A 25,070-nucleotide genomic window follows, 5' to 3' on the forward strand; every position below is an offset into this window, starting at 1 on the left:
TCGAACTATCCGATCGGGTTCGCGCTTTGACACGGACTGAGCGCGACGCCGAATCCGCGGATCGCCAGCAGGACAGCACATGCCAGCAGCACCACGGCGATGACGGACACAATTGGTAACGGCAGCGGCCGCGCGGACTTCGCATTGGCGAGGAAACCGGCAATGACCAATGCAACAATCACGACGGCGCCCGCGACTTTGACGATGTCGAAGTAATCGCACGAGGCGATCACGCCGTTCACCATCGACGTCGTCGCCGTCGACAGGCTGACGAACCACGCGACAACGGCCACCGCAACCGCGCCCTTGAATGCCCCGGGCGTGTCCTGCCACAACCGGCCCTTCGAAAACCGTGCTTCAGACATGTCCGCTCCATGAGAAAAGTTCAATACGATTGCGCACTACGACCGCGTAAGCCCGCGTGCGGTTCCTCGAATGATTCCACCCGCCACAGCGCACCACCAGCAGCTGCAGACCTCGGTGCGCTGAACTCGCCATCGTTCTTCGCAACCAAACCGTTGCCGTGAGGAGATGCCGAATGGCAAGGGTGGTCATGACCGGACAACCTCCGGCTTTGGAGTAATCACCAGAAACGCGTTGCAGAACGCCGGAAGCACCGTGCTGGGGTGCCCGCAACAACGACAACAATCGGCTTGATCTGGCCGCATTGGACTCGGTCCGCGCCTTCGCCGAGCAGGTGGTTCGACAGTCGGCGAACACCGGTATCAATGCGCTGGCGCTCAACGCCGGGATCGTACGGCGTACTGCGACCGGGCGAAGCGCGGATGGTTACGAGGAGACGTTCGCGGTCAATCATCTCGCGCACTTCCTGCTGGTGCGGTTGTTGTGGGAGCACTTGGCCGAGGGCGCCGTCGTCGTGCTGACCACCAGCGGTACCTATGATCCGGCGATGAATGCTGGCCTGACGCCACCGCGGCATACCGACATGAAAAGGTAACTCGTATGGAGAACGTCAACACGCGCCCGCTCACCGCGACCCGCGAGGAGCCCACGATCTGGGTCGACGACATCAACGTCGGCGATACGTTCGACCTCGGCGAGATCATCGCCGACGCCGACGAGATTCTCGAGTTCGCGCGGCGATTCGACCCGCAGTGGTACCACGTGGACCCCGAGCAGGCGAAGGAGAGCTTCTGGGGCGGATTGATCGCCAGCGGATGGTGGACCGCCTCATCGATGATGGGGCTGTACGCGCGCAACTTCTTATCGAAGATCGCCCCAGACGCCTCTCCCGGCGTCGAGAACTTGCGCTGGCGCAAAGCGGTGTATCCGGGCGATGTCCTGCGTCTGCATATCTTGTGCACCGAGAAGAAGTCGTCCTCGCGCGGCCCGCACCTTCAGACGCTGACGTTCGACTGGGAACTCAAGCGCGGCGAGGAGGTCGTGGCGTCGATGAGCGGCCGCGGCTGGTTCCACAAGCGCCCTACCGGCTGACGTCTCTGCGCTGATTGGGCCACGCGTGTCCGAAGCGCCGCGGCGCCCTGCCCTGCGTGTTCGAAGTGCGGCGGCGGCCTGCCCTGTCGCTAGTGCGGCAGGACGCGAGAGCCTTGATCGGTACGTTCGATGACGAGTTGGTTCGTAATTCGGGTGCGCATCTCCTCAACGTGACTGATCACGCCGATGGTCCGCCCGACCTGCCGCAGACCATCCAGCACGCTCATCGCCTGGTCGAGGGTGTCCGGATCGAGCGAACCAAACCCTTCATCGATGAACAGCGAGTCGAGGGTCATCGCGCCGGTCTCGGCGGTCACCACCTCGGCCAGCCCCAGCGCCAGCGCCAGCGACGCCACGAACGTCTCCCCACCAGATAAGGAATGTGGCGGTCGTGGCTTGCCGGTAAACGCGTCAAACACTTCCAGCCCTAGTCCGCCGTGCCCGCGCGCCGTACGCCGAACGTCGGTGTGCCGCAAGGTGTACCGGCCCGAAGACATCACTCGTAAGTGTTCGCTCGCCACCTCGCTCACCTGCTCGAGCCGCGCCGCCAGGAAGTACGCGGTCAGGTTCATCTTCTTCGAGTTCGCGCCCAGCCCGCGCACGAGCAGCGCGAGTTCGCGCACCTCAGCGGCACGGGCGGACGTCGCGAGCGCGTCGGCCACGTCACCGCGCGCCTGCGTGCTCAGGTCAGTGAGTCGATCGCGTCGATCGGCCTGCATGGTGTGCGCGTCACGGGCAGCCTCCTCCGCGCTGCGCGCGTCATCCGCTGCCGCGCGCAGCGTCTCGACGTCGGGAGCCGTATCGGGTAACTCGGCGAGCCTGGGATCGGACAGACGCGTCTGCGCGCTGGCGTCATCGCGCTCGAACGCGGCGATCTGCTCGCGCGCCGCCACCAACGCCTCCTTGCCCATAGACGCGGCCAGGGCCTCCTCGACGGAGCAGAACCCTTCGCGATTGGCCGCGGCCGAGGCCGCTTGTGTCGCCGCCGCGAGTTCGGCCTGCGCCGCGTCGTACGTCACGTGTGCATTCACGTAAGCCTCGATGAGTTCGATTTCGGTATCGATACCAGCGACCCGCTCGGCCACCGACTCGTATCCGGCGCGCGCCTGCTCGACACTGTTCCGGCACCGTTCGAGGTCATCTGCCGCCTCGCGGTGTACGGCCGATAGCTCGTCCGCGTACGCGATCGCCTCGGCGAGCCGCCGCTCGCCCTCGGCGATCTCATCCTCGATGAGTCTCAGCGCAGACTGCGCCTGGGGCAACTCTTCTGCTGCGGCCGCCGCGCCATCGCGACGCGCCACCGCGTTCGCCAGTAACTCCGTCAACTCGTCGGCCTCGCGGCCGTCAGCGATCGCCTGCGCTGCCGCAATCTTCTCGCGGTGCTCAGCAGCACTTGATTCGGCAGCGCTGAGTACGTGTCGGGCTTGCTCAACCTTGGCCTCGGCCAACTCAATCTGCTCGACAGACGGCGCGTCATCGGCAGGTCGCGCCGGCTGCGGATGGGTGGTGCTACCGCAGACCGCGCACGCCTCGCCCGCACGTAAACCAGATGCGATCTCCGCGGCCATACCTGCGATCCGCTTATCGCGTAAGTCGCTGAGGTACTCGCGGGCGCCAAGCACGCCGTCGCGCTTATCGCGGACGAAATCCTCCGCTTCCCGCAGCCGCGGCCGAAGCTGCGCCCCTTCGTTCGCGGCACTCAGCGCGCGCGTCAACTCGACGACCGCCGCCTGAGCGTCGTCGAGGATCGCCGCCCGCTCACGCAAGTCGGTGATCCTCGAGAAGGCAGCGTCGCGTAGCGCTGGAAGTTCGGCCTGCGTCTGCTTCAGCGCGCTCACGTCGGCGGCGGCCCGTTGTGACTGAGACTCGGCCTCGACCAGCTCGCGCTCGCGCGTCGAGAGCGATCTCTCGGCGCTGACCTGCTCGTTGAGCGCGCCACGTTCGGCAGTCAACGCGCGAACTCGCGCTCGGGCGTCGGACAGGTCTGCGGTGAGCGCCGCGGTATCCGGCACCTGTGCCCCGAGGGCGTCACGCGCGGCGCACAAAGCAATCTCGGCTCGAGTCTCGGTCTTCGCGCGCTCATCGCGGGCAGCGATCAACGGCGCGATCGGCGCGGCGGCGCTCGCCTGCTCCACCCGCTCACGCAGCTCGATCATCTCGGCCCGCCGCGATTCCACCGTCTCCCGCAACGCCCGCGCGTCGGCGCGTTCAGCCAGCAGCCCGGTGATCGCCTCGGCATCGCGCACGCGGTGCTCGGCCTCGTCCCGCAACCGCTTCGCCACCTCAAGCGCCACCGCGGTCTCGTTCGCAGCCGTCTGGTGTCGGACGGCCAGATCCTCGAAATATGCGACATCGACGACTTCGGGTAGATCGCCATCGCCGAGATCGGCGATGGTTTGAGCCCGGGTACGCAGCGTCCGAACGCGCTCATCAGCCTCGGCAGCGAGCGCCGCTTCGGCACGCTGCCGCTCTTCGAACCAGGACTCGACCTCTTTGAATCGATGCGCGTCGAACAGCGAGGTCAGCAACTTCTCGCGGACGTCGTCATTCGCGTGCAAGAACTCGGCGAACTGGCCCTGCGGTAGTAGTACGACCTGGGTGAATTGATCGGCGTTCAATCCGATCTTCTCGTGCAACCACTGATTCGCGACTTGCTCCGTACGCGCACCTTCGACACCAAGCCACGCGCCATCGACCCACCGTTCGACGGCGACGGTGGAACGCTGCGTAGTGACCTTGTGCGGATTGCGCTTGGACGGCCGATCGAAGGCCGGCGTACGACGAATCCGCAGACGTTCGGCGGCGACCGTCACCTCGAGCACGACCTCGGGAGTCTGCTGCGGGGCGGCGAAGTCGCTCTTGAGTCGCGACAGGTGACCGTCGCGATTGCCCGGTAACTTGCCGTACAGGGCGTAGGTGACCGCATCGAGGACGGTCGACTTACCCGCGCCGGTCGGCCCGGTGAACAGGAACAACCCATCGTCGGCCAGCGCATCGAAGTCGATGCGTTGGTTGTCGACGTACGGCCCGATCGCGGTCATGCTGAGCGAATGCAGTCTCATGAACGAGCCTCCTGCGCCCGGAGCGCTTCGAAGGCCTCACGCACCAACTCGGTCTCGATGTCGCTGAGCGGGACCCCGCCGCGCATCTCCTCGGCGAAGCCCGCGGTCAGTTGTTCGTCGCTCTTACCGGACACCCGCTGTGCGTAACTGAGTCCATCGGACGCGCTGGCTTCATCCGGGCGGAACTCCAACCGGACGCAATATTCGAACCTCGCCCGTAACCGACGCATCGCCTCCAGGGGGTAGCTCGGATCGGTGATGATCGCGGTGATCCAGTCGTCGGTGAAGGGGTCGTATCGCGGGTCCTCAAGCAGATCGGCGATCCGGCCGGTGATGGTGGTCAGTCGACGAGGGGTCGGTAGCGCGACCGGGTCGATCCGCTCGATTCCGTCGGCATTCAGCTCCAGCAGCCATGCGCCACGCTCACCGCGATCGCCGAAGGAGTAAGCCAACGGTGACCCGCTGTAGCGGATGTTCTCCGCGATGCTCTTGCGGGAGTGCAGGTGACCGAGAGCGACGTACGTCGCTCCCTCGAATACTGCAGTGGGTGCGACCTCAACGCCGCCACAGGCGATCGAGCGCATCGAGTCGGTGATGTCGTCGGCAATCTCCGCACCGACCGGCAGCGCGCCGCCCCGCTCTCCAGCGACGGCGAAACAGTGCGCCAGGACAACCGAGCGCCGCGCATCACGATCGGCGATATCAGCGCGCACCCGGTCCATCGCAGCATCTAGGATCAGTTCGTGGCTGATGAGCTGGTCGTCGCCGAAATGGCCACGATCGATCTTCGGGTCCAGGAACGGGATCCCGTAGAAGTAGACCGGCCCGTGCTCATCGCACAGTTCGACCGGCGTACCGATCTGATCGACGCGGGTAATGATGTGCAGCCCGCCGGCCGCCGCCGCCCAACTCCCGTAACCCAGACGCGAGGCGCCATCGTGGTTGCCGCTGATCATCACGATCTGCGCGCCGGCATCGCGGATCAGCCGGAGCCGCTCGGACAAGAACGCCACCGACTCCGCCGACGGCGCAGCCCTATCGAAAACGTCACCGGCGATGATGACGACGTCGATCTCCTGACCGCGCACGACCGCAACGAGCTCGTCGAGGACGAGCCCGAGATCATCGAGCACCTCATGCTCGTTGAATCGGCGACCTACGTGCCAGTCGGAGGTGTGCAAAATCCGCATACACCCAACGTATGGCGGGACTCCGACAAGTTTTTGGACCCGAGGACGGCGCGCCGCTCACAGCCGGATCGCCGAGTCGGCCGAAGTCGCAATCGGTGGCCTACCGGCGTCGCGGCGTCGGCGACACGTGCGCTCGCGTCAGTGGGCTCAGCGGGCCGGCGGGGTTTCCCAGCCGCCGTGCGAATCGGGCGCATCGTACGGCCGGGTTTCGGTGCGGCCGGTCTCCCACGCATCCTGAGGCGGCCGTGTATCGGACTGTGGGGGCGGAGTGTCATACGTCGACGTATCCCCTCTCCCGCGACTCGGCGGGGCGGAATGCCGGTCACGGACCGGCCCATCGAACTCGGTGCTCGGTGGTGCGTGGTGTCCCTGGAATGCGGCCATCCCAAAGCCGCCACGCGCGGCCGAGTCGTCCTCGATCAGTCGATTCAGCAACTGCTGGACCTCATTGCTGCGGGGGATGTTGTTGAAGTCCTCATCGTCGCTGTCGCCGGCGGTCTCGATGTTCAGCGTGCCCGAACGGGTAATCCGATCCAGCAGCGACTGATGAAAGGACACGTCGGTGATCTTCGACAGCGCGATGTCCTGCCCCGACTTGGACAGAATGCCGCGCCGTACGGCGACTCGCTTGTTCGTGAAGACGTAGTGGGTCGTGCGCCACCTCAGGAACGGCACCAGCACGAACCACAGCAGCGCAATGACGGCGATCGCGATCACGACCCAGTCGACGATGTCCCAGGTGGGGTCGACCGGGGTAAGCCACACGATGACCGCAGCGGCCGCGATGATGACGATTCCCAAAATCGTCGGCATGAGGACCGTGAGCCAATGCGGATGCAGGGTCCGCACGACCTTTTCGTCCTTGGTCAGTATGTTCTCGGGAAATCCCACCGGTCCTCCAGCGATCGCGGGTCTCAGAACCTCAATCTACCGCCGGGTCGTCCACCGGGCGTACGAAACGCCCGCGTGACGCCTTGGTGATCTGCGGTGGTTCGCGGCGCTAGTTACCGGACCGGGCGGACGTGTACGACGTCCCCGGCGCCGACGATCAGTTCTTCCCCGGATTCGCGCTGCACCATCAGGCGTCCGTCAGCATCGACATCGTGCGCGGTGCCGATTACCGGATCATCAACGCCCGGCAGGATGACCTTGACCCGCTGGCCGATGGTGCCGCACGCCGCGCGGTATGCATCGAGGACGTCGGACATCGACCCGTCATTACGGTCCCACGCGACATATCTCGAGGCCAACGAGTTCAGTATCCTGCGCAGCAGATCCTCGCGCTCAACCTGCCACTGAGTGTCGATCGCCGCTGCGACCTCGGGCATGCCGTCGTACGAGATTGCGTTCAGCCCGATACCGACCACCACAGCATCGGCCGTGGCCTGGGTGAGGATCCCGCCGCATTTCTTGCGCTCGGGCCCGAGTTGTACGTCGTTCGGCCACTTCAGCGCGACATCGGCGCCGGCCGCCAGCAGTACGTCGTGGATCGCCAGCCCGGTCAGTAGCGGAATCCAGCCCCACCGGCTCATCGGCACGCTCGGACGCAGCAGTACCGAGAACATCACCGATGATCTTGGCGGCGCTTCCCACTGCCGCGAGAGCCGTCCGCGTCCGGCGGACTGAAACTCCGCGACCCGCACCATTCCCTGAGGCGTACCGGCGCCGGCGGCGGCCAGCACATCGTCGTTCGTCGAACCGGTCTGTTCCACGACCTCCAGCGAGGTCCAGAACGGGTCTAGGTCGCGGCGCACCAGGTCGGCATTGAGCATCACGACATGCAGCCTACTGAGCGCGCCGCAGCGCGCTGTGAACCGGACGTGATGAGTTCGTCAGTGGTTAACTAGACGGCTGAGCGTCAGTTCGACGTAGCGCCACGTTAAAGTGCAACTCGTGACCGATACCGTTAATGAAGCACCCGAGATCGATCTGACCACCACCGCTGGAAAGATCGCCGACCTGGAGCGCCGCAAGGCCGAGGTCGCCCACGCAGGCTCCGCGGTTGCCGTGGAAAAGCAGCACGCCCGCGGTAAGAAGACCGCCCGCGAGCGAATTGACATGCTGCTCGACGAGGGCAGTTTCATCGAGATGGACAAGTACGCGCGGCACCGTTCGACCGCATTCGGCCAGGAAAAGAACCGGCCGTACGGCGACGGCGTCGTCACCGGCTACGGCACGATCGACGGCCGTCAGGTCGCCGTGTTCGCCCAGGACTTCACCGTGTTCGGTGGTTCGCTCGGCGAGGTCTTCGGCGAGAAGATCGTCAAGGTCATGGACTTCGCGATGAAGATCGGCTGCCCCGTGATCGGCCTGAACGACTCCGGCGGCGCGCGCATCCAGGAGGGCGTCGTTTCGCTCGGCCTGTACGGCGAGATCTTTCAGCGCAACGTCTGGGCCTCGGGCGTCGTCCCGCAGATCTCCGTGATCATGGGCCCCTGCGCTGGTGGCGCGGTGTACTCCCCCGCGATCACCGACTTCACTGTCATGGTCGACCAGACCTCGCACATGTTCATCACCGGTCCTGACGTGATCAAGACCGTCACCGGCGAAGACGTCGGTATGGAAGAGCTGGGCGGCGCGAAGACGCATAACGCCACCTCCGGCGTCGCGCATTACATGGGCAGCGACGAGGAAGAAGCGCTGGAGTACGTCAAGGCGATCCTGTCGTACCTGCCGTCGAACAACCTCGACCTCGCCCCCGAGACCGAGGGCCAGGGCGAGGACCTCTCCGGCCGCGAAGAGGACATCTGGCTGGACACGGCAATCCCGGACTCGCCGAACACGCCGTACGACATGAAGCAGGTCATCGAGCACGTCGTCGATGACGGCGAGTACCTCGAGGTACAGCCGTTGTTCGCGCCGAACATCCTGTGCGGCTTCGCCCGGATCGACGGACAGAGCGTCGGCATCGTGGCGAACCAGCCGATGCAGTTCGCCGGCACCCTGGACATCGACGCCTCGGAGAAGGCCGCGCGGTTCGTGCGCACCTGCGACGCGTTCAACGTCCCGGTCGTCACCTTCGTCGACGTTCCCGGCTTCCTACCCGGTACCGCGCAGGAGTGGAACGGCATCATCCGCCGCGGCGCGAAGTTGATCTACGCGTACGCCGAGGCGACGGTCCCGAAGGTCACCGTGATTACCCGTAAGGCGTACGGCGGCGCGTACGACGTGATGGGTTCCAAGCACCTCGGCGCAGACATCAACCTGTCCTGGCCCACCGGTCAGATCGCAGTGATGGGCGCGCAGGGCGCGGTCAACATCCTGCACCGCAACACCCTCAAGGCCGTCGAAGCCGAGGGTGGCGACGTCGAGGCCAAGCGTCAGGAACTGATCGACGAGTACGAGCAGACCCTCGCCAACCCGTACATCGCGGCAGAGCGCGGCTACATCGACACCGTTATCAACCCGCAGAACACCCGCCTGAACGTCACCCGGGCGCTGCGGGCGCTGAAGAACAAGCGACAGACTCTGCCGCCGAAGAAGCACGGAAACATCCCGCTGTGAGCGCCGACGAGAACAAGCCGGACGAACTCAAGGTTCTGTTCCGCGTCTCCTCGGGCAACCCGACGGCCGAGGAACTCGCAGCGCTGACCGTCATCCTCGCCGCGGCGAGCGCTGGCGGAGGCGAGGAACCCGAGCCGACGCCCGTCGGTGGCTGGGCGAGCCCGGCCCGCCGGATGCGTTCGATCGGCACGGCCGGCCACGGCGGTTGGCGGGCGGAGTTCAGCCCCCGATGAGGTTCGTGCTCGCCTCGGCGTCGCCGGCGCGCCTGGCGACGTTACAGGCCGCCGGCATCGATCCCGAGGTAGTCGTCTCGGGCGTCGATGAGGACGCCCTGCTCGCGCAGTTGGGCGCAGCGTCACCTGCCGAGCAGGTCATCGCGCTCGCCGAGGCGAAAGCCCGCGAGGTCGCCGGACGCCTCGAGGGCGCCGTCATCGTCGCGTGTGACTCGATGTTCGAGATGGACGGCGAGGTGCGCGGTAAACCGGCGGACGCCGAAGACGCCACCAAGCGGCTGAAGCAGATGCGCGGCAATCACGGCACCTTGCACACCGGGCACCACGTCATTGCCGGGGACCGCACCGTGAGCGCGGCGGCGAGCACAGAGGTGCACATCGGCGCGATGAGCGATGCCGACATTGCGGCGTACGTCGCAACCGGCGAGCCACTGCGCGTGGCCGGTTCGTTCACCATCGACGGACTCGGCGGCTGGTTCGTCGAGCGCCTCGAGGGCGACCACACGAACGTGATCGGAATCAGCCTGCCGCTGCTGCGCCGGATGCTCTGTGACGTCGGCATTGACATCAGTCAGCACTTCACCACCACACTTTCCTAAAGCAGACCAGAAAAATGAAAGGCCCAGAAATGCCTGCCACCATTAAGAAGGTGCTTGTTGCCAACCGTGGCGAGATCGCGGTACGCGTCATTCGCGCGTGCAAGGACGCCGGTATCGGCTCCGTCGCGGTGTACGCCGACCCGGACCGCGATGCGCCGTTCGTGCGTATCGCCGACGAGGCCGTCGCGCTGAACGGTGGCACCTCCGCGGAAACGTACCTGGTCTTCGACAAGATCATCAACGCAGCCACGCAGACCGGCGCGGACGCGATCCACCCCGGGTACGGCTTCCTGTCCGAGAACGCGCTGTTCGCGAAGGCCGTCATCGACGCGGGCCTGACCTGGATCGGTCCGTCTCCCGAGGCGATCGAGGCGCTTGGCGACAAGGTCACCGCGCGGCATATCGCCACCAAGGCCGGTGCGCCGCTCGTACCGGGCACCAACGATCCGGTCAACGGCCCGGATGAGGTCATCGCATTCGCGAAGGAGCATGGCCTGCCCGTCGCGATCAAGGCTGCCTTCGGCGGCGGTGGGCGTGGCCTGAAGGTCGCGCGCACTATGGAGGAGATCCCGGAGCTGTTCCACTCCGCCGTACGCGAGGCCGAGTCCGCCTTCGGCCGCGGCGAGTGCTTCGTGGAGCGCTTCCTGGACAAGCCGCGACACGTGGAGTCCCAGGTGCTCGCCGACCAGCACGGCAATGTGATCGTCGTCGGCACCCGCGACTGCTCGCTGCAGCGCCGCAACCAGAAGTTGGTCGAGGAAGCTCCGGCTCCGTACCTGACCGATGAGCAGCGTGCCGAAATCCACGCCGCATCCAAGCGCATCTGCAAGGAGGCCGGTTACTACGGCGCGGGTACCTGCGAGTTCCTGGTTGGTCAGGACGGTGTCATCTCGTTCCTCGAGGTGAACACCCGCTTGCAGGTCGAACACCCCGTCACCGAGGAGACCGCCGGCTTCGATCTGGTCCGCGAACAGTTCGCGATTGCCGAGGGCAAGCCGCTGCCATACAACGAGGACCCGACCCCCCGCGGTCACTCGATCGAGTTCCGCATCAACGGTGAGGACGCCGGACGCAACTTCCTGCCGGCTCCCGGCACGGTCAGCACGCTCGTCGAGCCCTCGGGCCCGGGCGTGCGCATGGACTTCGGTGTCGAGCAGGGTTCGGTCATCGGCGGGCAGTTCGACTCGATGCTCGGCAAACTGATCGTCACCGGTAAGGACCGCACCCAGGCGCTGGAGCGTTCGCGCCGCGCGCTCGCCGAGTTGCAGGTCGAGGGCATCGCCACCGTCATCCCGTTCCACCGCGCCGTCGTCTCCGACCCGGCGTTCATCGGCACCGAGGACGGCTTCGAGGTACACACGCGCTGGATCGAGACCGAGTGGGACAACCAGGTCGAGCCGTTCACCGCACCCGGTGAGGCTGCCGAAGAGGAACTGCCACGGCAGAAGGTCGTCGTCGAGGTCGGCGGCAAGCGCGTCGAGGTGTCGCTGCCCGGCGATCTTTCGTTCGGTAACGGCGGCGCTCCGAAGAAGAAGGCCGCCAAGCGCAAGGTCGGCGGTGGCTCCGGCTCCGCTGCCTCCGGCGACGCCGTTGCGGCTCCGATGCAGGGCACGATCGTGAAGATCGCCGTGGAGGAGGGTCAGAGCGTCGAGGAAGGCGAGCTGGTCGTCGTCCTCGAGGCGATGAAGATGGAGAACCCGGTCGCCGCGCACAAGTCCGGCGTGATCACCGGCTTGACCGGCGCCACCGGCGACTCGGTCACGCAGGGCGCGGTGATCTGCGAAATCAAGGACGCCGAGTAGCGTTCCACCCCGCACCCGCGGATCTGCGGTGGAGTGGGTACCGATAGTCGACGATTATCGGCACCCATTCCCCCGCAGAACGGTAACGACAGCGGCCCAGCACCTGGCTTAGGTGCTGGGCCGCTTCGGTCGCTAGCGAGGGTTTACGCCTCGAATTTGAAGCCGTGGTAGTTGCCTACGGTCGCGATCGACTCGCAGATCTGTACGTACATATCGTGCCCGCCGACCCAGGGCAGGAACACGCGGTCCTTACCGGGGATGTTCGCGCCCATGTACCACGAGTTCGCTTGCGGCATCAGCGTGCCAGCCGCGACGTCATTGTTCGCCGTGACCCACCAGGTTTCCGATTCCACTCGAGCATCGACCTTGGTATGCCCGGCCGCACGCATGTCCGCGAACAAGCGAGTCAGCCAGTCGACGTCGTACTCGATCGAGGTGATCATGTTGGTGAGCACGGACGGGCTCTGCGGTCCGGTGATCAGCAGCAGGTTCGGGAATCCGCTGGTCATCAGGCCCAGGTAGGTCTGCGGACCGTGCGCCCACTTGTCCTTGATCGCCTGTCCGTTGGCGGTGATGTCAATGTCCAGGATCGCGCCGGTCATCGCGTCGAATCCGGTCGCCAGGATCACCAGGTCGAACTCGCGTTCCTTCCCGCCGGAGCGGATCCCAGTCGCGGTGAACCCTTCGATCGGTTCCTCGTTGATGTCGATCAACTCGACGTTGTCCTGGTTGTACACCTGGTAATAGCCGGTATCGACACACATCCGCTTGCTGGCCACCGGATACGTGCGCGGCGACAACTTCTCCGCGGTCGCCGGGTCCTTGACGATGCCGCGGATCTTTTCGCGGATGAACTCGGAGAACGACTCGTTGACATCGGGGTCCACCAGGATGTCGCCGTAGGCGAACCCGTACGACAGGCCACCGAGTTCCCACCGCGCCTCCTGTTCAGCGCGCACTTGTTCTGGCGTCAGATCGGCGGCCATCACGGTCGCGTTCTGCCCGGCATCGAAGCCAATCTTCGCCGCGAAATCCTTCGCGCGGATCTCCGCGTAGTTCGCCTTGACCTTCTCCCGGTCCTCATCGGCCAACTCGTGGTTGTGCGCGGGTACGGCGAACGACGGCGTGCGCTGGTAGACGCTCAGCGAGCCGACCTCACCGGCGATCGCGGTGATGGTCTGCAGGCCCGACGAACCTGTACCGATGACCGCGACCTTCTTACCGGCGAAGGAGACATCATCCGGGAAACTCGAGGTGTAGTACAACTCCCCCTGGTAATTCTCCAGGCCCTCGAACTTCGGACGTTGCGGCTTCGACAGGCACCCGGTGGCCAGAATGACGAAGCGCGCCGAGACCGTTTCTCCGGCGGACGTCGTGACCGTCCACGAGTGTTCCGCCTCGTTCCAATCTGCGGCAGTGACCTTCGTGTTGAACGTAATGTCCTTACGCAGGTCGAAACGCTCGGAAACGTGCTTGGCGTACTTCAACAACTCCGGCTGCGGCGCGTACCGCTCGCTCCAGTCCCACTCCTGCTGCAGGTCCTCATCGAACCCCAGCGAGTAGTGATGCGATTCGATATCAACTCGAGCGCCCGGGTACCGGTTCCAGAACCAGGTACCACCGACGTCCGACCCGGTCTCGTACACATGCGCGCTCATGCCCTGCTGACGCAACTTGTGCAACTGGTACATACCGGCAAAACCAGCGCCGACGATGACAACGTCGTAGTCGACCTTGCCGGCCTTGCCCGCGGTCTTTTCAGGTGCGGTTGCCGTGCTCATTTACTTCCCCGCTTTCGAGACGAACTCATCTATCTTTTCCACGACGCGATTCATACCGGCCTCATAGCCCGGCAGCACGTTAGCCATCTGGAAGAACGCGTGCATCTGACCGTCGGCCACCTCAAGGGCCACCTCATTACCGGCTGCCTGCAGCTTCTCGGCGTACTCCCGACCCTCATCGTGCAGCGGATCGCATTCGGCCAGCAGTACGAACGCCGGCGGCAGGTCGGCGAGGTTCTCGTGCCGGATAGGCGAAAGATCCGGGTGCTTACGCTTCTCGACATCAGGCTCATAGTGGTCGAAGAACCACTCCATCGTCGGCTTCGCCAGAATCAACTGGTTCTGTTCCGCGTTATACGAGCCACGTTCCATATCGCAATCAGTCACCGGGTACACCAGCACCTGGAAATCAATCTTCGGACCGCTGCGATCGCGCGAACGCTGAGTCATCACCGCGCTCAAATTCCCGCCCGCACTGTCGCCGGCAACAATCAACGGCGCACCATCCACAGCAAGCTCACCGCGATGCTGATCGACCCATTCCAACGCCGCATACGAGTCATCAACAGCAACCGGGAACCGGTACTCCGGAGCCTTGCGATAGTTCACCATCACCACAGTGCACCCACTGCGATCGACCAAATGCCGAGCAACCGTGTCGTACTGCAAGTCGATATCACCGAGCACCCAACCACCGCCGTGGTAATACACGATGATCGCTTTCGCCTCACCCTTCGGGCGCAGCACGCGGACCCGGAACTGCCCACCATCGCCATCCAACTCGAGGTTCGTCACCTCGCCAACCTCAGGACCGGCCCCGCTCATACTCGCGAAGATCGGGCCGGTAAGCCGCGCCATTGCCGGGGTTTGCTCGTGCAAGGCGGGGCCACCACCCTCGGCCATAGTCGCCACAAATTGCTGAGAAGCTTCGTCTAACGCCATGATGTGATCGTCACAACAGTTGATTCGTATGTCAACACTTGTCCGCGGCTCGAGAACGACCAAAACGCGGTGACGCAAACGGGCCCTCGCGGCGTCGTCGAAACCAAGGGGTTGCGCCATCACACACGATGACGTAAGTTTACTTAGGCTTACCTAATCGTCACTAAGGTTTGCCTCACCCCGCCGGGATGAGCGGGACGACGCACCCGTCTGGCCACGGTGTGTCTTTGAGCGGCTGGGGATTGCTCCTTCGCAGTCGGGAGTTCTCCCCAGCCCCTCAGTTCTTAATCGAGGTCGTCATGTTCCATCAGTTGCCGCGCCGCCTCACTGATCGATCCGGTGATGGACGGATACACGGCGAAAGTCTGCGCGACCTGCTGCACCGTAAGGCGGTGCTGGACCGCGATCGTGATCGGCATGATGAGTTCTGACGCATGTGGCGACACCACCACGCCACCAATGACGACACCGGTCGTCGGGCGGCAGTATAGCTTGATGAACCCGTCCTCCAGACCGGCCATCTTCGCCCGCGCGTTGGTGCGCAGCGGCAGTCGCATCATCCGCACGTCCATATCGCGGTCGTCAACCGTGCGTTCGCCGATACCGACAGTCGCGATCTCGGGATTCGTGAAGATATTCGAGGACACCGTCTTCAGTTGCAGCGGCGCGACGGCCTCGCCCAGCGAGTGCCACATCGCGATCCTGCCCTGCATCCCGGCGACCGAGGCCAACATCAGCACACCGGTGCAGTCGCCGGCGGCGTAGATACCCGGGACCGAGGTGCGCGATACGCGATCGACCTTGATGAACCCACCGTCATCCATACGTACGCCGACCTGCTGCAGACCGAGATCGTCGGTGTTCGGCACTGACCCGACGGTCATCAAACAATGCGATCCCTCGATGATCCGCCCGTCGGCGAGTTCCACGCGAACACCACTGCCGGTATTCGTGACTGATTTCGCCCGACCATGCGTCAGGATCGTCATCCCCCGGCGCGTAAACGTGTCTTCCAGCAGGCGGGCGGCGTCGCTGTCCTCGTGCGGTAGCACGCGGTCACGACTGGCGATCAAGGTGACGTTCGAGCCCATCTCCGTGTAGGCACTGGCGAACTCCGCGCCGGTCACACCCGATCCGATCACGATCAAGTCGCTGGGCAGTTCCGGCAGGTCGTAGATCTGTCGCCAGTTCAGGATCCGGTCGCCATCCGGCACTGCGCCACCAACGACCCGTGGCGAGGCGCCGGTGGCGATCAGGACCACGTCCGCGACCTCGACGTACGGTTCGGCATCCTCGGGCACGATCTGCACGGCATGCGTCGAGTGCTCCACCGTCTCGATCAGATGCGCCCGGCCGCGCACCACATTGACCTTCGTGCTCGCCAAGCCCGACGTCACATCGGCAAGTTGCGCTCGAGCGAGGTCCTTAACCCGCTGGTACACGCGCGGGGCGTCGACGGTGATGGAGCCGTCCGGCATGTTGACGCCGAGCTTCTCGGCATGCCGGGTGTTCGATACGACCTCACTCGACGCGATGAATGCCTTCGACGGTACGCAGTCGTAGTGCACGCAGGCACCACCGGGAGCATCCATATCGACAAGCGTCACTCTCGCGCCGAGCGAGTCCGCGACGTACGCCGATTCGTACCCGGCGGGACCCCCGCCGATGATCACGATGTTGGTCACGTCCAGGCTCATCCTTCGTCAATTCGGTGCGCGGATTCGTGCGCCCTCGATTGTCCCACGCGGGCGCTAGGCTGGTCGGGTGAGTCTCTACGCGGCCTACGGAGCGGAGATGGACCCCGAGCAGATGCTTGGGCGTTGTCCGCTCTCTCCCGTCGCCGGCACCGGTTGGCTACGCGGCTGGCGGCTGACGTTCGGCGGTGAGAAGCACGCTCCCGACGGTGCGCTGTGCACGATCGTGCCGGACGAAGTCGGCGCGGTATTCGTCGCGCTGTATGACATCGCCGAGTTCGACGCGGCAGCACTGGACGAGTGGATGCAGGTGCCTAGCGCGCTCTATCGACGGATACGGATCCGGGTACACGATGGCGCGCGCGATGTCGCGGCATGGACCCACGTGCTGGATGTGCACGAGGGCGGATTGCCCTCACTACCGACGCTGCAGATGATCGCGCATGCTGCCGAGGTCGCCGGCGCCCCCGACGATTACGTGGCCTCGCTGCGCAACCGGCCCACGGCCGGGCTATAACTCGCTATAGGAACGCTTGCCGGCCGCCGATGGTCGTATCGACATGCATCCAGCGTTGCGGCGTGCCGAGGAGCACACGTTTCATCAGTCGCTGCAACAATGGGACCAGCCCACCTACGGAAGAGCGATGACCGATACCGAAGACGAGCAGCCCGGCGCGGCGCCGAGCCGTTCCGTGAGCGCTGCCGATAGCGCGCGCACGGACCGCTCCGGCGATCAGTCGTCCTCGCCCGCGCCCGATCAGCGCCTGCTCGCGAATCGCTATCGCCTCGACTCGCTGCTCGGTCGCGGTTCGATGGGGGCGGTATGGAAAGCGCTGGACGTCGTCCTCGGGCGCTCGGTCGCGGTGAAGGAAGTCCTACTGCCGCCCACCCAGTCCGATGAGGAGAACGACGTCGCTCGCGAGCGCGCGCTACGCGAAGCCCGTTCCATCGCCGCACTGTCGCATCCGAATGTGGTGACGCTGTACGACGTCGTCGAGGACGACGGACGTCCGTGGGTAGTGATGGAACTCGTACCCGCCAAGAATCTGGCCGAGATCCTCAAGGACGAAGGCACCCTGCAACCGGCCGAGGCCGCCCGCATCGGGCTGGCGGTGCTTGCTGCACTCATCTCGGCACACGAGGTCGGAATCACCCACCGCGATGTGAAGCCGGGCAACATCCTGGTCTCCCCCGACGGCCGGGTGAAGCTGGCGGACTTCGGGATTTCGCGTCGAGCCGAAGACTCCGCGCTGACCCGAACCGGCCTGATGGTCGGATCCCCGTCCTACATCGCGCCCGAGGTCGCGCGCGGCCGCGCTGCAACCAGCGCGGCGGACATGTGGGGTTTGGGCGCGACACTGCAGTGCGCCGTCGAAGGAACCCCACCGTTCGATCTCGGCGACCCGGTCGCGACGCTGACCGCCGTCGTCGGTGATGCGGCGAGACCCGCACCGCACGCCGGACCGCTCCAACCGATCATCACCGCGATGCTGCAGAAGGATCCGCGGGAGCGGATGCGCCCCGATGAGGCCAAGCGGGCGCTGCAGGAAGTCGTCGCCAGCCGCCCGGCGCCCCGGCCCACGTACGCCCCGCCGTCCGGTCCACTGGCCTCGACCACGATGGCGGCACCGCAACAGCGGGCTCGCGTTAACCACCCGGCGCCCGCACCGCCTCCTAACCCTCAACCCAATGACCCGCGCTCAAACCCCGCCCTGGCGACCCGCCGCGTCGACCCCCGTCAACTCGCCGCACAGGCGCCCTGGGCCGGGGGTTACCCGCCGAGCGGGCAGACCGGTTTCCGGCCCACCCAACCGGCATCAGGACCGCGGCCAACGCAGCCGGGGCCACACTCTCGCCCACCGAGCCCGATGCCCACCAGCGGGCCGATCCGCAACGGCGCGCCGTACGCCCCGAACAGCCGCACGCACCACGCCTCGAGCATCAGCACGTCCCGTCGCGGTTGGAACAACCCGTGGATCGCCGGCCTCATCGGGTTACTTATCGCGGTCCTGATCGGCACCATCGCCATCATCTGGATCTCCAACGAGAAATCCTCCAGCGGCAACCCGCTACCGAGCGAGATCGTCGACTCGCCGCAGCCGTCCTCGGTCAAGGTAGGCGGTGGTTCGGTCCAGGAGCCCCCACTTAAGGATCTAACCTCCTCGATCGATGTCGCCACGCCACGGTGACGTCGCGATGACCGATGCCCTGCGCGCCCAGGTCGAGGCGTGGATCGCCGACGATCCAGATCCGGCAACCCGAGCCGAACTCACCGAGTTGTTGGCCGCGTTGCCGGCGAGTGCGGCTGAACTGGCCGACCGGTTCAGTACAGCGCTTCAATTCGGCACCGCAGGGCTGCGTGGTCCGCTGCGCGCCGGTCCGAACGGCATGAACCGAGCCGTGGTCGCGAGGGCCGCTGCCGGGCTCGCACGCTACCTGGATACCGCGGCGATCGATGGCCCCGTAGTGATCGGGTTTGACGCCCGGTACGGCTCGCGCCGCTTCGCTCACGACACTGCCGAGATTGTCGCCGGCACCGGTCGTACCGCGCTGATCATGCCGCGCGAACTGCCCACGCCAACGCTCGCGTACGCGACCCGCGAACTTGCCGCGGCCGCGGGAGTTATGGTCACCGCCTCGCACAACCCGCCCAGCGACAACGGCTACAAGGTGTACCTCGGCGGGCCGGCCGGGCGCAATGCGCAGATCGTGCCGCCGGCAGACGCGGATATCTCCGAGTTCATCGCGCAAGTCGACGCCGTCACCGCCCTGCCACGATCCATGCACTACGACGTCCTTTCCGACGAGGTCTATCAACGATTCGTTCAGGCCGCGGCCGATGTGGCGGCACCGGATTCACCGCGCGCGATCAGGGTTGCCGCGACAGCGTTGCACGGCGTCGGTGGTCAGGCGCTGCACGATGCGTTCACGCTCGCTGGTTTCGCGGCGCCGATCGTCGTCGCGCACCAGCAGCGGCCGAATCCGGAGTTCGGCGGGATCCCCTTCCCCAACCCCGAAGAGCCTGGGGTGCTGGACGATCTACTCGCACTCGCGATCGATGAACGCGCTGATCTGGCGATAGCGAACGATCCGGACGCCGACCGATGTGCCCTCGCCGCGCCGATGCGTGGTGGCTGGCGACAGTTAAGTGGCGATGAACTTGGCGTGTTACTTGCCGACCACCTCATGCGTCGCGGCGCTCGCGGGACCTACGCGAGCACGATCGTGTCCTCGTCGATGCTGGGCGCACTCTGCACCCGCCGCGGCGTGCCGTACGCCGCCACCCTTACCGGGTTCAAATGGATCGTTCGCGCCGACGACCGCACCGGCCAACCACTTTGTTTCGGTTACGAGGAGGCCATCGGGTACGCCGTCGACCCGGCGTCGGTCAACGACAAGGACGGGATCTCCGCGGCTGTCCTGAGCGCCGAACTCGCCGCCGGGCTGAAGGCAGCCGGATCCTCGATACAGCAGCGATTGGACGAGTTGTACGCCGAAGTCGGCTACCACCACACCACCCAAGTCTCGATGCGGGTACGGGACCTGAGCATCATCACCGACGTGATGCGACGACTGCGTGCCGCACCGCCGTCTGCCCTTGGCCAGTGGCCGGTCGAGGTCGAGGATCTGCTCGGGCAGACCGATGCGCTGATCATCCGCGGTGACGGCGTACGAGTGGTGATCCGACCTTCGGGAACCGAACCGAAACTGAAGGCTTACCTGGAGGTCGTCGTACCGCCGGGCGGTACGAGCGTCGCGCGCACCGAAGAACTCGCGAGGGCACAGATGAGCGCGTTGCGTACCGAGGTCACCGCGCTCATATCGTGATGCCACGCGCACCATCCAAGGCGGCGCTCCCCGAGCGCAGGGGCTCCTGGCTCGAGCGAACCTCGGCACGGCGCTGCACGCGGGCGCATCCCCGAGCGAGGGGGTAATGGCCAGCCGTGGTGGACGGGTTCGAGGGTGGGGAAATTTCCCCGCCCTCGGCAGCGAAGTCCACGCTTGATTGCGCGTCCCGCCGCCGATCGCCTATACCGCACCGAACTGTCGGTCGCCGGCGTCACCGAGTCCCGGTACGATGAACCCGCGCTGATCAAGTCGCTCATCGATCGCCGCGGTCACTAGATGCAGTTCGATGCCGGACTGTTCGATAGCGCGTACCCCCTCCGGGGCCGCGAGTACGCATACGCAGGTGATCGGTCCAGCCCCGCGTGATTGCACCAGTTCGACGGCGCGCAACAACGATCCACCCGTGGCCAGCATCGGATCGAGCAGGTACACCTCACGCCCGGCCAACGACTCCGGCAGGGATTCCAGGTAGGCGCTCGGTTGCAAGGTGGACTCATCGCGGGCCAAACCGACGAATCCCATCTGGGCTTGCGGTAGCAACTCCAGTGCCGCGTCGACCATGCCGAGTCCGGCGCGCAGCACCGGCACCAGGAGCGGGCTATTGGCCACCTGAGCGCCTGAGGTTTCCGCGACCGGGGTGTGCAGGTGCACCGGGCGAACCGTGAGATCGCGGGCAGCCTCGTACACGAGCATTCGGGTGAGCTCGCGTAGCGCGGCCCGGAACTGTGACGGCGCCGTACCGGCGTCCCGAATCGTGCTCAAACGGACGGCGGCAAGCGGATGGGAGACAACTGTCGTCAGCACGCGGGTAAGCCTACTGGGCCGGGTAATTGAGGCTGCCATACTTCGCCGGAGGTGAAAACTCACCGCTGTGCGGCGCGAGCATCGGTGGAGTCGCTAGAGTGGCACCCGTGACTTTTCACCAGTTGAGGGGTAATCGATGAGCTCCGCCGAGATCGTTCCGATCGCATTGGTTCTTGATGAGCGCACCGGCTACACGCTGTGGGCACCCCCGTGGGAAGAGGACGGCGAGCAGTGGCAGGCCTTCCTGGGCAAGGACGACAAAATCCTGCTGTTCGACAGTCCCGCGCAGCTGGCCCAGTTCTTGCGCGACGAGGACGATCACGACCTCAATGACCATCCCGATTGGGACGAGTGGAATGACGTCGACGCGTTCGACGTCGTACCGGACAACGACAGCACGTTCGATCTGGACGGCGTGTACGAACTCGTGCTGTCGCGACCCGATCGTTGGTCGGTAGGCGATCTGGGACGCACGCTGGCAATCGTTGATGCCATCGCCCAGTGCTGCGACGAGGACATCGTCAAGCCGGTCGAGGGAACCTCCGAACTCAGCATGGTCTCCGACGGGCTGAGCGCGTTCACCGGACGCTCCGGCGATCGGGCGTGGGACAACATCGCGCTCGGCATCTCCGCGCACTGGGAGGATGTGTGTGAGCGGGTGGCGCAGTGGATCGATTGGCGTGAACCGGTAGAACTCGACGAGGACCTCGCCGACGCGCAGAAGGAAATCGACGCGACCGCTCTGCCCGTGGATGATCCCGACGCGCTGATCGATGCCGAGGACGCGGCCCGCGAGGAAGACGAGGAGAACGACTACCTCGAGGAGCGCGATGAGCGCGAACGCGCCGACCTCGGCGAAGACGATGACGACGACTCGGACGAGGACGAAGCAGACGACGACTCGGATGACGATGACGACTCGGACGACGACGCGGATGATGACGACGACACCGAGTCCGATGACGACACCGACGAAGAGGACCTCGATTACCAGCCGCTAGCGGGTTCCGCTCCCGACGACGAGATCGACGCCGAGTCGGCGTACGAGTTCTGGGAGGACTCCGGCATCCTGCCGGTGCGCATTACCCTGCCGGAGAAGGATTTCGACGAGACCGAAGCATTCACGTTGCGCTGTTACGTCGACGACAGGCCGATTTTCATGGGCGCCAACCAGGCCCCGTGGTTGTTCCGCTCCCCCGACGCGATGCTCGACGTCGTCGAGGACGACGACCAGAACGACATCGAGAAGCCCGGCCACGACCTACGCAACCTGGCAACCTGGCCGACCGTCGTGGGCGCCGTACGCGACGACGATATGCCGCTGGCCATCGCCGGGCAGGATGACGTCGACCTGGAACAGGCCGACCGCATGGTGCGCGGTGAGCTCGACCTGAGCGCCGAGGCATTCGCCGCCGCGGCCGACCTGCTCGCCGACCTGGCCGAGTACGGCGAACTCGACGGAAGTAGTTCCCTGCTTGAGGGTGATGGTGCGCTGGGCACGCTGGTGGCTGCTGCTCGCGACGGCGAGGATTCCGTCATCGAGGATTCCGATGCGCTCATCGGCGAATGGGAAGCCGTCTTGCGCGAGGTCGCCAGCATCATCGAATGGGCGGACTAACGACCGAAGATCCGGGAACCATAGGGCGGCCGCGGACTCGTCGCTCCGCTACGCATCACGTGACTGCTCAGCGATACGAAGCGCCCGCACTACTGCGGCCGGTCGCATAGCCGCTTACCGGTCCGTCACGGCGGTGATATCGCTCGCGTCGAACGCCTGCGGGAGCACCTGCGACATCGGCAGCACCCCGTTCGGTGTACGTAGCAGGCATTCGCGCCCGCCGTGCTCCCACAGCAGCTGGCGGCAGCGACCGCACGGCATCAAGGTGTTCCCGTCGGCGTCCACACACCACACCGCCCGCAGCCACCCGCCGCCGGTGAGCACCAGGTTCGACACCATCGTGCACTCGGCACACAAGCTCAACCCGTACGACGCGTTCTCGACATTGCAACCGGACACGACCCGGCCGTCATCGACGAGTCCGGCTACGCCGACCGCGAACCTCGAATACGGCGCGTACGCCGCCCGCATAGCGCTCAGCGCCGCTTCGTGCAGCACCTGCCAGTCAATGGGCTCGGTCATGCTTTCCTCTCGTCGCGGGTGCCTCCATTTGTACGCCCGCGTGGTGATCTAGATCGCCGCTGACCACCATTTGACCCCAGATTCATCGCTACGTTCGTAAGGTGGTCGCATGCCCAAATTTGCGCGTGCGCACCGGCCTTCGCCGTTATATCGGGCATATGTCGCTGGTGCCGTCGCATCGGTCTTGTTACTCGGCGGTTTCTCCTTACCGTCGCACGCCGCCCCGACGTCATCGAACCCAACGTCCTCGGACCCAACGTCGAGTGGAGCGCCACCCACGCCGTCTATCGACGCCGCCGCACCAACCCCGACATCTGCGAAATCCAACGGAAAATTGCAAGGACACGCGCCGGACGGCAGCACTATCGGCGGCTCGGAACTGAGCACCCGCGACGTCGTCACCTACGACGGCGCGCCCGCGTTGCCGAAGAAGATCACCGCTCACGGGTGGCTCGTCGCCGATCTCGGCACCGGCGACGTGCTTGCCGCGAAGGACCCGCACGGGCTGTACTACCCCGCCAGCACCCTGAAGACCCTCACTCTTCTCGCCCTGTACCCGCAGCTGGACCCGGCCGACGTGCTGACCGCCACCCACGAAGACGCGAGTGTGGAAGGTAGCCGAGTCGGGATAGTCGAGGACGGCAAGTACACCGTCGGGCAACTGTGGTCTGCGTTGATCCTGCAGTCCGGCAACGATGCGGCGCACATGCTGACGCGGGCAGCGGGCGGGCCGAAGACCGCATTGGGCCTGATGAAGGACAAGGCCGCGGAGTTACACGCGTACGACACCCTCCCAGGTACGACGTCCGGTCTCGATGTCACCGGACAGTCATCCTCACCGTACGATCTGGCGCTGTTCATGCGTGAGATCGTGCAGGATCCGAAGTTGCGAAAGATCGCCGGCGCCAAACTCGGGCAGTTGCCGGCGCAGCCCCCTGACTATCCCCAGCCGCTGAAATACGGCAACCAGAACCAACTAGTACTCGAGTACAGCGGAGCAATCGCGGGCAAGAACGGTTTCACCGACGCCGCGCGGCACACGTTCGTGGCGGCTGCCGAGCGCGGCGGTCGCACCCTGGTCGTGAGTCTGATGCGGGCCGAGCAAACGCCGCAACCGACCTGGATGCAGGCAGCGGCGCTGCTCGACTGGGCGTTTGACGCTCCCGACTCGACCAGTGGTGCCGGCCGACTCGTCACGCCTGACGAGATCTCCCTGACGACCGACGATCCAGCAACGTCCGCCGTCGCCCCCGGCCAGGCCGCTGGCTCGGCCGCGCCCTCGATCGCGCAGCACTCGGCAACCTCGGATACACAGCGACACTCGAGCACCTTCTGGCCGCTCGTCGCCGTCCTCGGCGGCTTACTGCTCGTCGCGGTCCGGGTGGCCGCTCCCCGCCACTCGCGACGCTGACACCGCTCAGGGATTCATGACCCGGACGGTGTCTCCTCCCTCAGCGGGTACGCGGCGATCGGGATCCATGACCCGTCGGACTCCTGCCGATGCACCGACACCGCGTCGACGCGCAGGTCGGCACGAAAGTTCTCCAGACGTTCGAATGCCGCGTCGAGGGCTTGCTCGTCGACGTCCTGCGCGATCGTGACGTGCGGGTGATAGGGAAATGACCGAGTGATCCGCAAGCCCTCCATATCCAGGAGGTCTGCGGCGAGCTGCTCGCATCCGGCGATGCCGTCCGCGACGGCGACGAACACGACGTCCGAGACAGGGCGGAAGCTACCGGTGCCGCGCAACCGTACGAGGAACGCGCGGTGCTGCGCGCAGCGCTCACGTACCCGAGACAGCAGGGTCTCGACGTCTTGCCGCCGAACGGGCGTCGGCGGTACCAAGGTGATGTGCGGCGCTACGAGGTCCGCGAGCGCATCACCGGCGCGACGGCGAACCGCGCGTAATTGTTCGTCGTACGGCGCGGGTATCGGAATCGACAACCCGAGAGTGACAACCTGAGCCTCATCGAGGCCAACCAGTGACGTCATCGCTGATCTGCCGCTACCGGGTG

Annotated in this window: 22 protein-coding genes; 11 read left to right on the plus strand and 11 right to left on the minus strand. The window is 65.5% G+C overall.

The window, feature by feature from the left end; translation table 11 throughout:
* Positions 1 to 5: 5 nt before the first annotated feature.
* Positions 6 to 365, minus strand: a complete 360-nt coding sequence (locus E1H16_RS05545) for a hypothetical protein (RefSeq protein WP_134322694.1) — start codon at positions 363 to 365, stop codon at positions 6 to 8.
* A gap of 293 nt (positions 366 to 658) precedes the next feature.
* On the opposite strand from E1H16_RS05545, the gene E1H16_RS05550 reads away from it, so the two are divergent.
* The gene (locus E1H16_RS05550) at positions 659 to 958 is read left to right on the plus strand and encodes a Rossmann-fold NAD(P)-binding domain-containing protein (protein WP_134322695.1); all 300 of its coding nucleotides are present in this window, start codon (positions 659 to 661) and stop codon (positions 956 to 958) included.
* 5 nt (positions 959 to 963) lie between these two features.
* Positions 964 to 1,455, plus strand: a complete 492-nt coding sequence (locus E1H16_RS05555; RefSeq protein ID WP_134322696.1) for a MaoC/PaaZ C-terminal domain-containing protein — start codon at positions 964 to 966, stop codon at positions 1,453 to 1,455.
* Between the two features lie 89 nt (positions 1,456 to 1,544).
* On the opposite strand, the gene E1H16_RS05560 is transcribed toward E1H16_RS05555, so the two are convergent.
* From E1H16_RS05560 to E1H16_RS05575, 4 genes are all read right to left on the minus strand, one after another.
* Positions 1,545 to 4,517: an AAA family ATPase gene (locus E1H16_RS05560; RefSeq protein WP_134322697.1), complete on the minus strand. Its 2,973-nt coding sequence runs from the start codon at positions 4,515 to 4,517 to the stop codon at positions 1,545 to 1,547.
* On the minus strand, positions 4,514 to 5,707 hold the full coding sequence (locus E1H16_RS05565; RefSeq protein ID WP_134322698.1) for an exonuclease SbcCD subunit D: 1,194 nt from the start codon (positions 5,705 to 5,707) through the stop codon (positions 4,514 to 4,516). Before E1H16_RS05565 ends, E1H16_RS05560 begins: the two co-directional genes overlap by 4 nt.
* Positions 5,708 to 5,854: 147 nt before the next feature.
* The gene (locus tag E1H16_RS05570; RefSeq protein WP_134322699.1) at positions 5,855 to 6,598 is read right to left on the minus strand and encodes a PH domain-containing protein; all 744 of its coding nucleotides are present in this window, start codon (positions 6,596 to 6,598) and stop codon (positions 5,855 to 5,857) included.
* Positions 6,599 to 6,711: 113 nt separating this feature from the next.
* Positions 6,712 to 7,479, minus strand: a complete 768-nt coding sequence (locus E1H16_RS05575; RefSeq protein WP_243837727.1) for a biotin--[acetyl-CoA-carboxylase] ligase — start codon at positions 7,477 to 7,479, stop codon at positions 6,712 to 6,714.
* Between the two features lie 121 nt (positions 7,480 to 7,600).
* On the opposite strand from E1H16_RS05575, the gene E1H16_RS05580 reads away from it, so the two are divergent.
* From E1H16_RS05580 to E1H16_RS05595, 4 genes are read left to right on the plus strand one after another with little or no spacing between them, the layout of a single operon-like run.
* The gene (locus tag E1H16_RS05580) at positions 7,601 to 9,211 is read left to right on the plus strand and encodes an acyl-CoA carboxylase subunit beta (protein ID WP_134322701.1); all 1,611 of its coding nucleotides are present in this window, start codon (positions 7,601 to 7,603) and stop codon (positions 9,209 to 9,211) included.
* Entirely contained in the window at positions 9,208 to 9,444 is a 237-nt protein-coding gene (locus E1H16_RS05585) for an acyl-CoA carboxylase subunit epsilon (protein ID WP_134322702.1), read from the plus strand. The genes E1H16_RS05580 and E1H16_RS05585 overlap by 4 nt, the downstream gene beginning before the upstream one ends.
* On the plus strand, positions 9,441 to 10,043 hold the full coding sequence (locus E1H16_RS05590; RefSeq protein ID WP_134322703.1) for a Maf family protein: 603 nt from the start codon (positions 9,441 to 9,443) through the stop codon (positions 10,041 to 10,043). The genes E1H16_RS05585 and E1H16_RS05590 overlap by 4 nt, the downstream gene beginning before the upstream one ends.
* A 29-nt stretch (positions 10,044 to 10,072) precedes the next feature.
* The gene (locus E1H16_RS05595; RefSeq protein WP_134322704.1) at positions 10,073 to 11,845 is read left to right on the plus strand and encodes an acetyl/propionyl/methylcrotonyl-CoA carboxylase subunit alpha; all 1,773 of its coding nucleotides are present in this window, start codon (positions 10,073 to 10,075) and stop codon (positions 11,843 to 11,845) included.
* A 143-nt stretch (positions 11,846 to 11,988) separates the two neighbouring features.
* Here E1H16_RS05595 and E1H16_RS05600 read toward each other — a convergent pair whose 3' ends face one another.
* The 3 genes from E1H16_RS05600 to E1H16_RS05610 all read right to left on the minus strand — a co-directional run bounded on the left by E1H16_RS05600 (position 11,989) and on the right by E1H16_RS05610 (position 16,253).
* Positions 11,989 to 13,626 (minus strand): flavin-containing monooxygenase, encoded by a 1,638-nt coding sequence (locus E1H16_RS05600; protein ID WP_134322705.1) that lies wholly within the window; start codon positions 13,624 to 13,626, stop codon positions 11,989 to 11,991.
* On the minus strand, positions 13,627 to 14,568 hold the full coding sequence (locus E1H16_RS05605; RefSeq protein ID WP_134322706.1) for an alpha/beta hydrolase: 942 nt from the start codon (positions 14,566 to 14,568) through the stop codon (positions 13,627 to 13,629). It lies immediately after the preceding gene.
* Between the two features lie 284 nt (positions 14,569 to 14,852).
* Positions 14,853 to 16,253, minus strand: a complete 1,401-nt coding sequence (locus E1H16_RS05610) for an NAD(P)H-quinone dehydrogenase (RefSeq protein ID WP_134322707.1) — start codon at positions 16,251 to 16,253, stop codon at positions 14,853 to 14,855.
* 79 nt (positions 16,254 to 16,332) lie between these two features.
* Between E1H16_RS05610 and E1H16_RS05615 the strand changes: the two genes are divergently transcribed.
* From E1H16_RS05615 to E1H16_RS05625, 3 genes are all read left to right on the plus strand, one after another.
* Complete coding sequence (locus E1H16_RS05615) at positions 16,333 to 16,779, plus strand: gamma-glutamylcyclotransferase (RefSeq protein WP_134322708.1); 447 nt, start codon at positions 16,333 to 16,335, stop codon at positions 16,777 to 16,779.
* Positions 16,780 to 16,906: 127 nt separating this feature from the next.
* Positions 16,907 to 18,451, plus strand: a complete 1,545-nt coding sequence (locus E1H16_RS05620; protein ID WP_208378871.1) for a serine/threonine-protein kinase — start codon at positions 16,907 to 16,909, stop codon at positions 18,449 to 18,451.
* Entirely contained in the window at positions 18,432 to 20,090 is a 1,659-nt protein-coding gene (locus E1H16_RS05625; protein ID WP_243837685.1) for a phospho-sugar mutase, read from the plus strand. Before E1H16_RS05620 ends, E1H16_RS05625 begins: the two co-directional genes overlap by 20 nt.
* A 201-nt stretch (positions 20,091 to 20,291) precedes the next feature.
* Here the strand turns inward: E1H16_RS05625 and upp are convergent, their stop codons facing one another.
* Complete coding sequence (gene upp, locus E1H16_RS05630) at positions 20,292 to 20,915, minus strand: uracil phosphoribosyltransferase (protein ID WP_134322709.1); 624 nt, start codon at positions 20,913 to 20,915, stop codon at positions 20,292 to 20,294.
* A 136-nt stretch (positions 20,916 to 21,051) separates the two neighbouring features.
* Here upp and E1H16_RS05635 point away from each other — a divergent pair, with 136 nt between their 5' ends.
* Positions 21,052 to 22,533, plus strand: coding sequence for a hypothetical protein (locus E1H16_RS05635; protein WP_134322710.1), 1,482 nt, complete (start codon positions 21,052 to 21,054; stop codon positions 22,531 to 22,533).
* Positions 22,534 to 22,647: 114 nt separating this feature from the next.
* Here E1H16_RS05635 and E1H16_RS05640 read toward each other — a convergent pair whose 3' ends face one another.
* Complete coding sequence (locus E1H16_RS05640; RefSeq protein ID WP_134322711.1) at positions 22,648 to 23,055, minus strand: cytidine deaminase; 408 nt, start codon at positions 23,053 to 23,055, stop codon at positions 22,648 to 22,650.
* Between the two features lie 109 nt (positions 23,056 to 23,164).
* Between E1H16_RS05640 and E1H16_RS05645 the strand changes: the two genes are divergently transcribed.
* Complete coding sequence (locus E1H16_RS05645) at positions 23,165 to 24,466, plus strand: D-alanyl-D-alanine carboxypeptidase family protein (RefSeq protein WP_134322712.1); 1,302 nt, start codon at positions 23,165 to 23,167, stop codon at positions 24,464 to 24,466.
* Positions 24,467 to 24,480: 14 nt separating this feature from the next.
* Here E1H16_RS05645 and E1H16_RS05650 read toward each other — a convergent pair whose 3' ends face one another.
* The gene (locus tag E1H16_RS05650; protein WP_134322713.1) at positions 24,481 to 25,047 is read right to left on the minus strand and encodes a 2'-5' RNA ligase family protein; all 567 of its coding nucleotides are present in this window, start codon (positions 25,045 to 25,047) and stop codon (positions 24,481 to 24,483) included.
* Positions 25,048 to 25,070 lie beyond the last annotated feature (23 nt).

This window comes from Cumulibacter soli (genome assembly GCF_004382795.1).
Classification (GTDB): domain Bacteria; phylum Actinomycetota; class Actinomycetes; order Mycobacteriales; family Antricoccaceae; genus Cumulibacter; species Cumulibacter soli.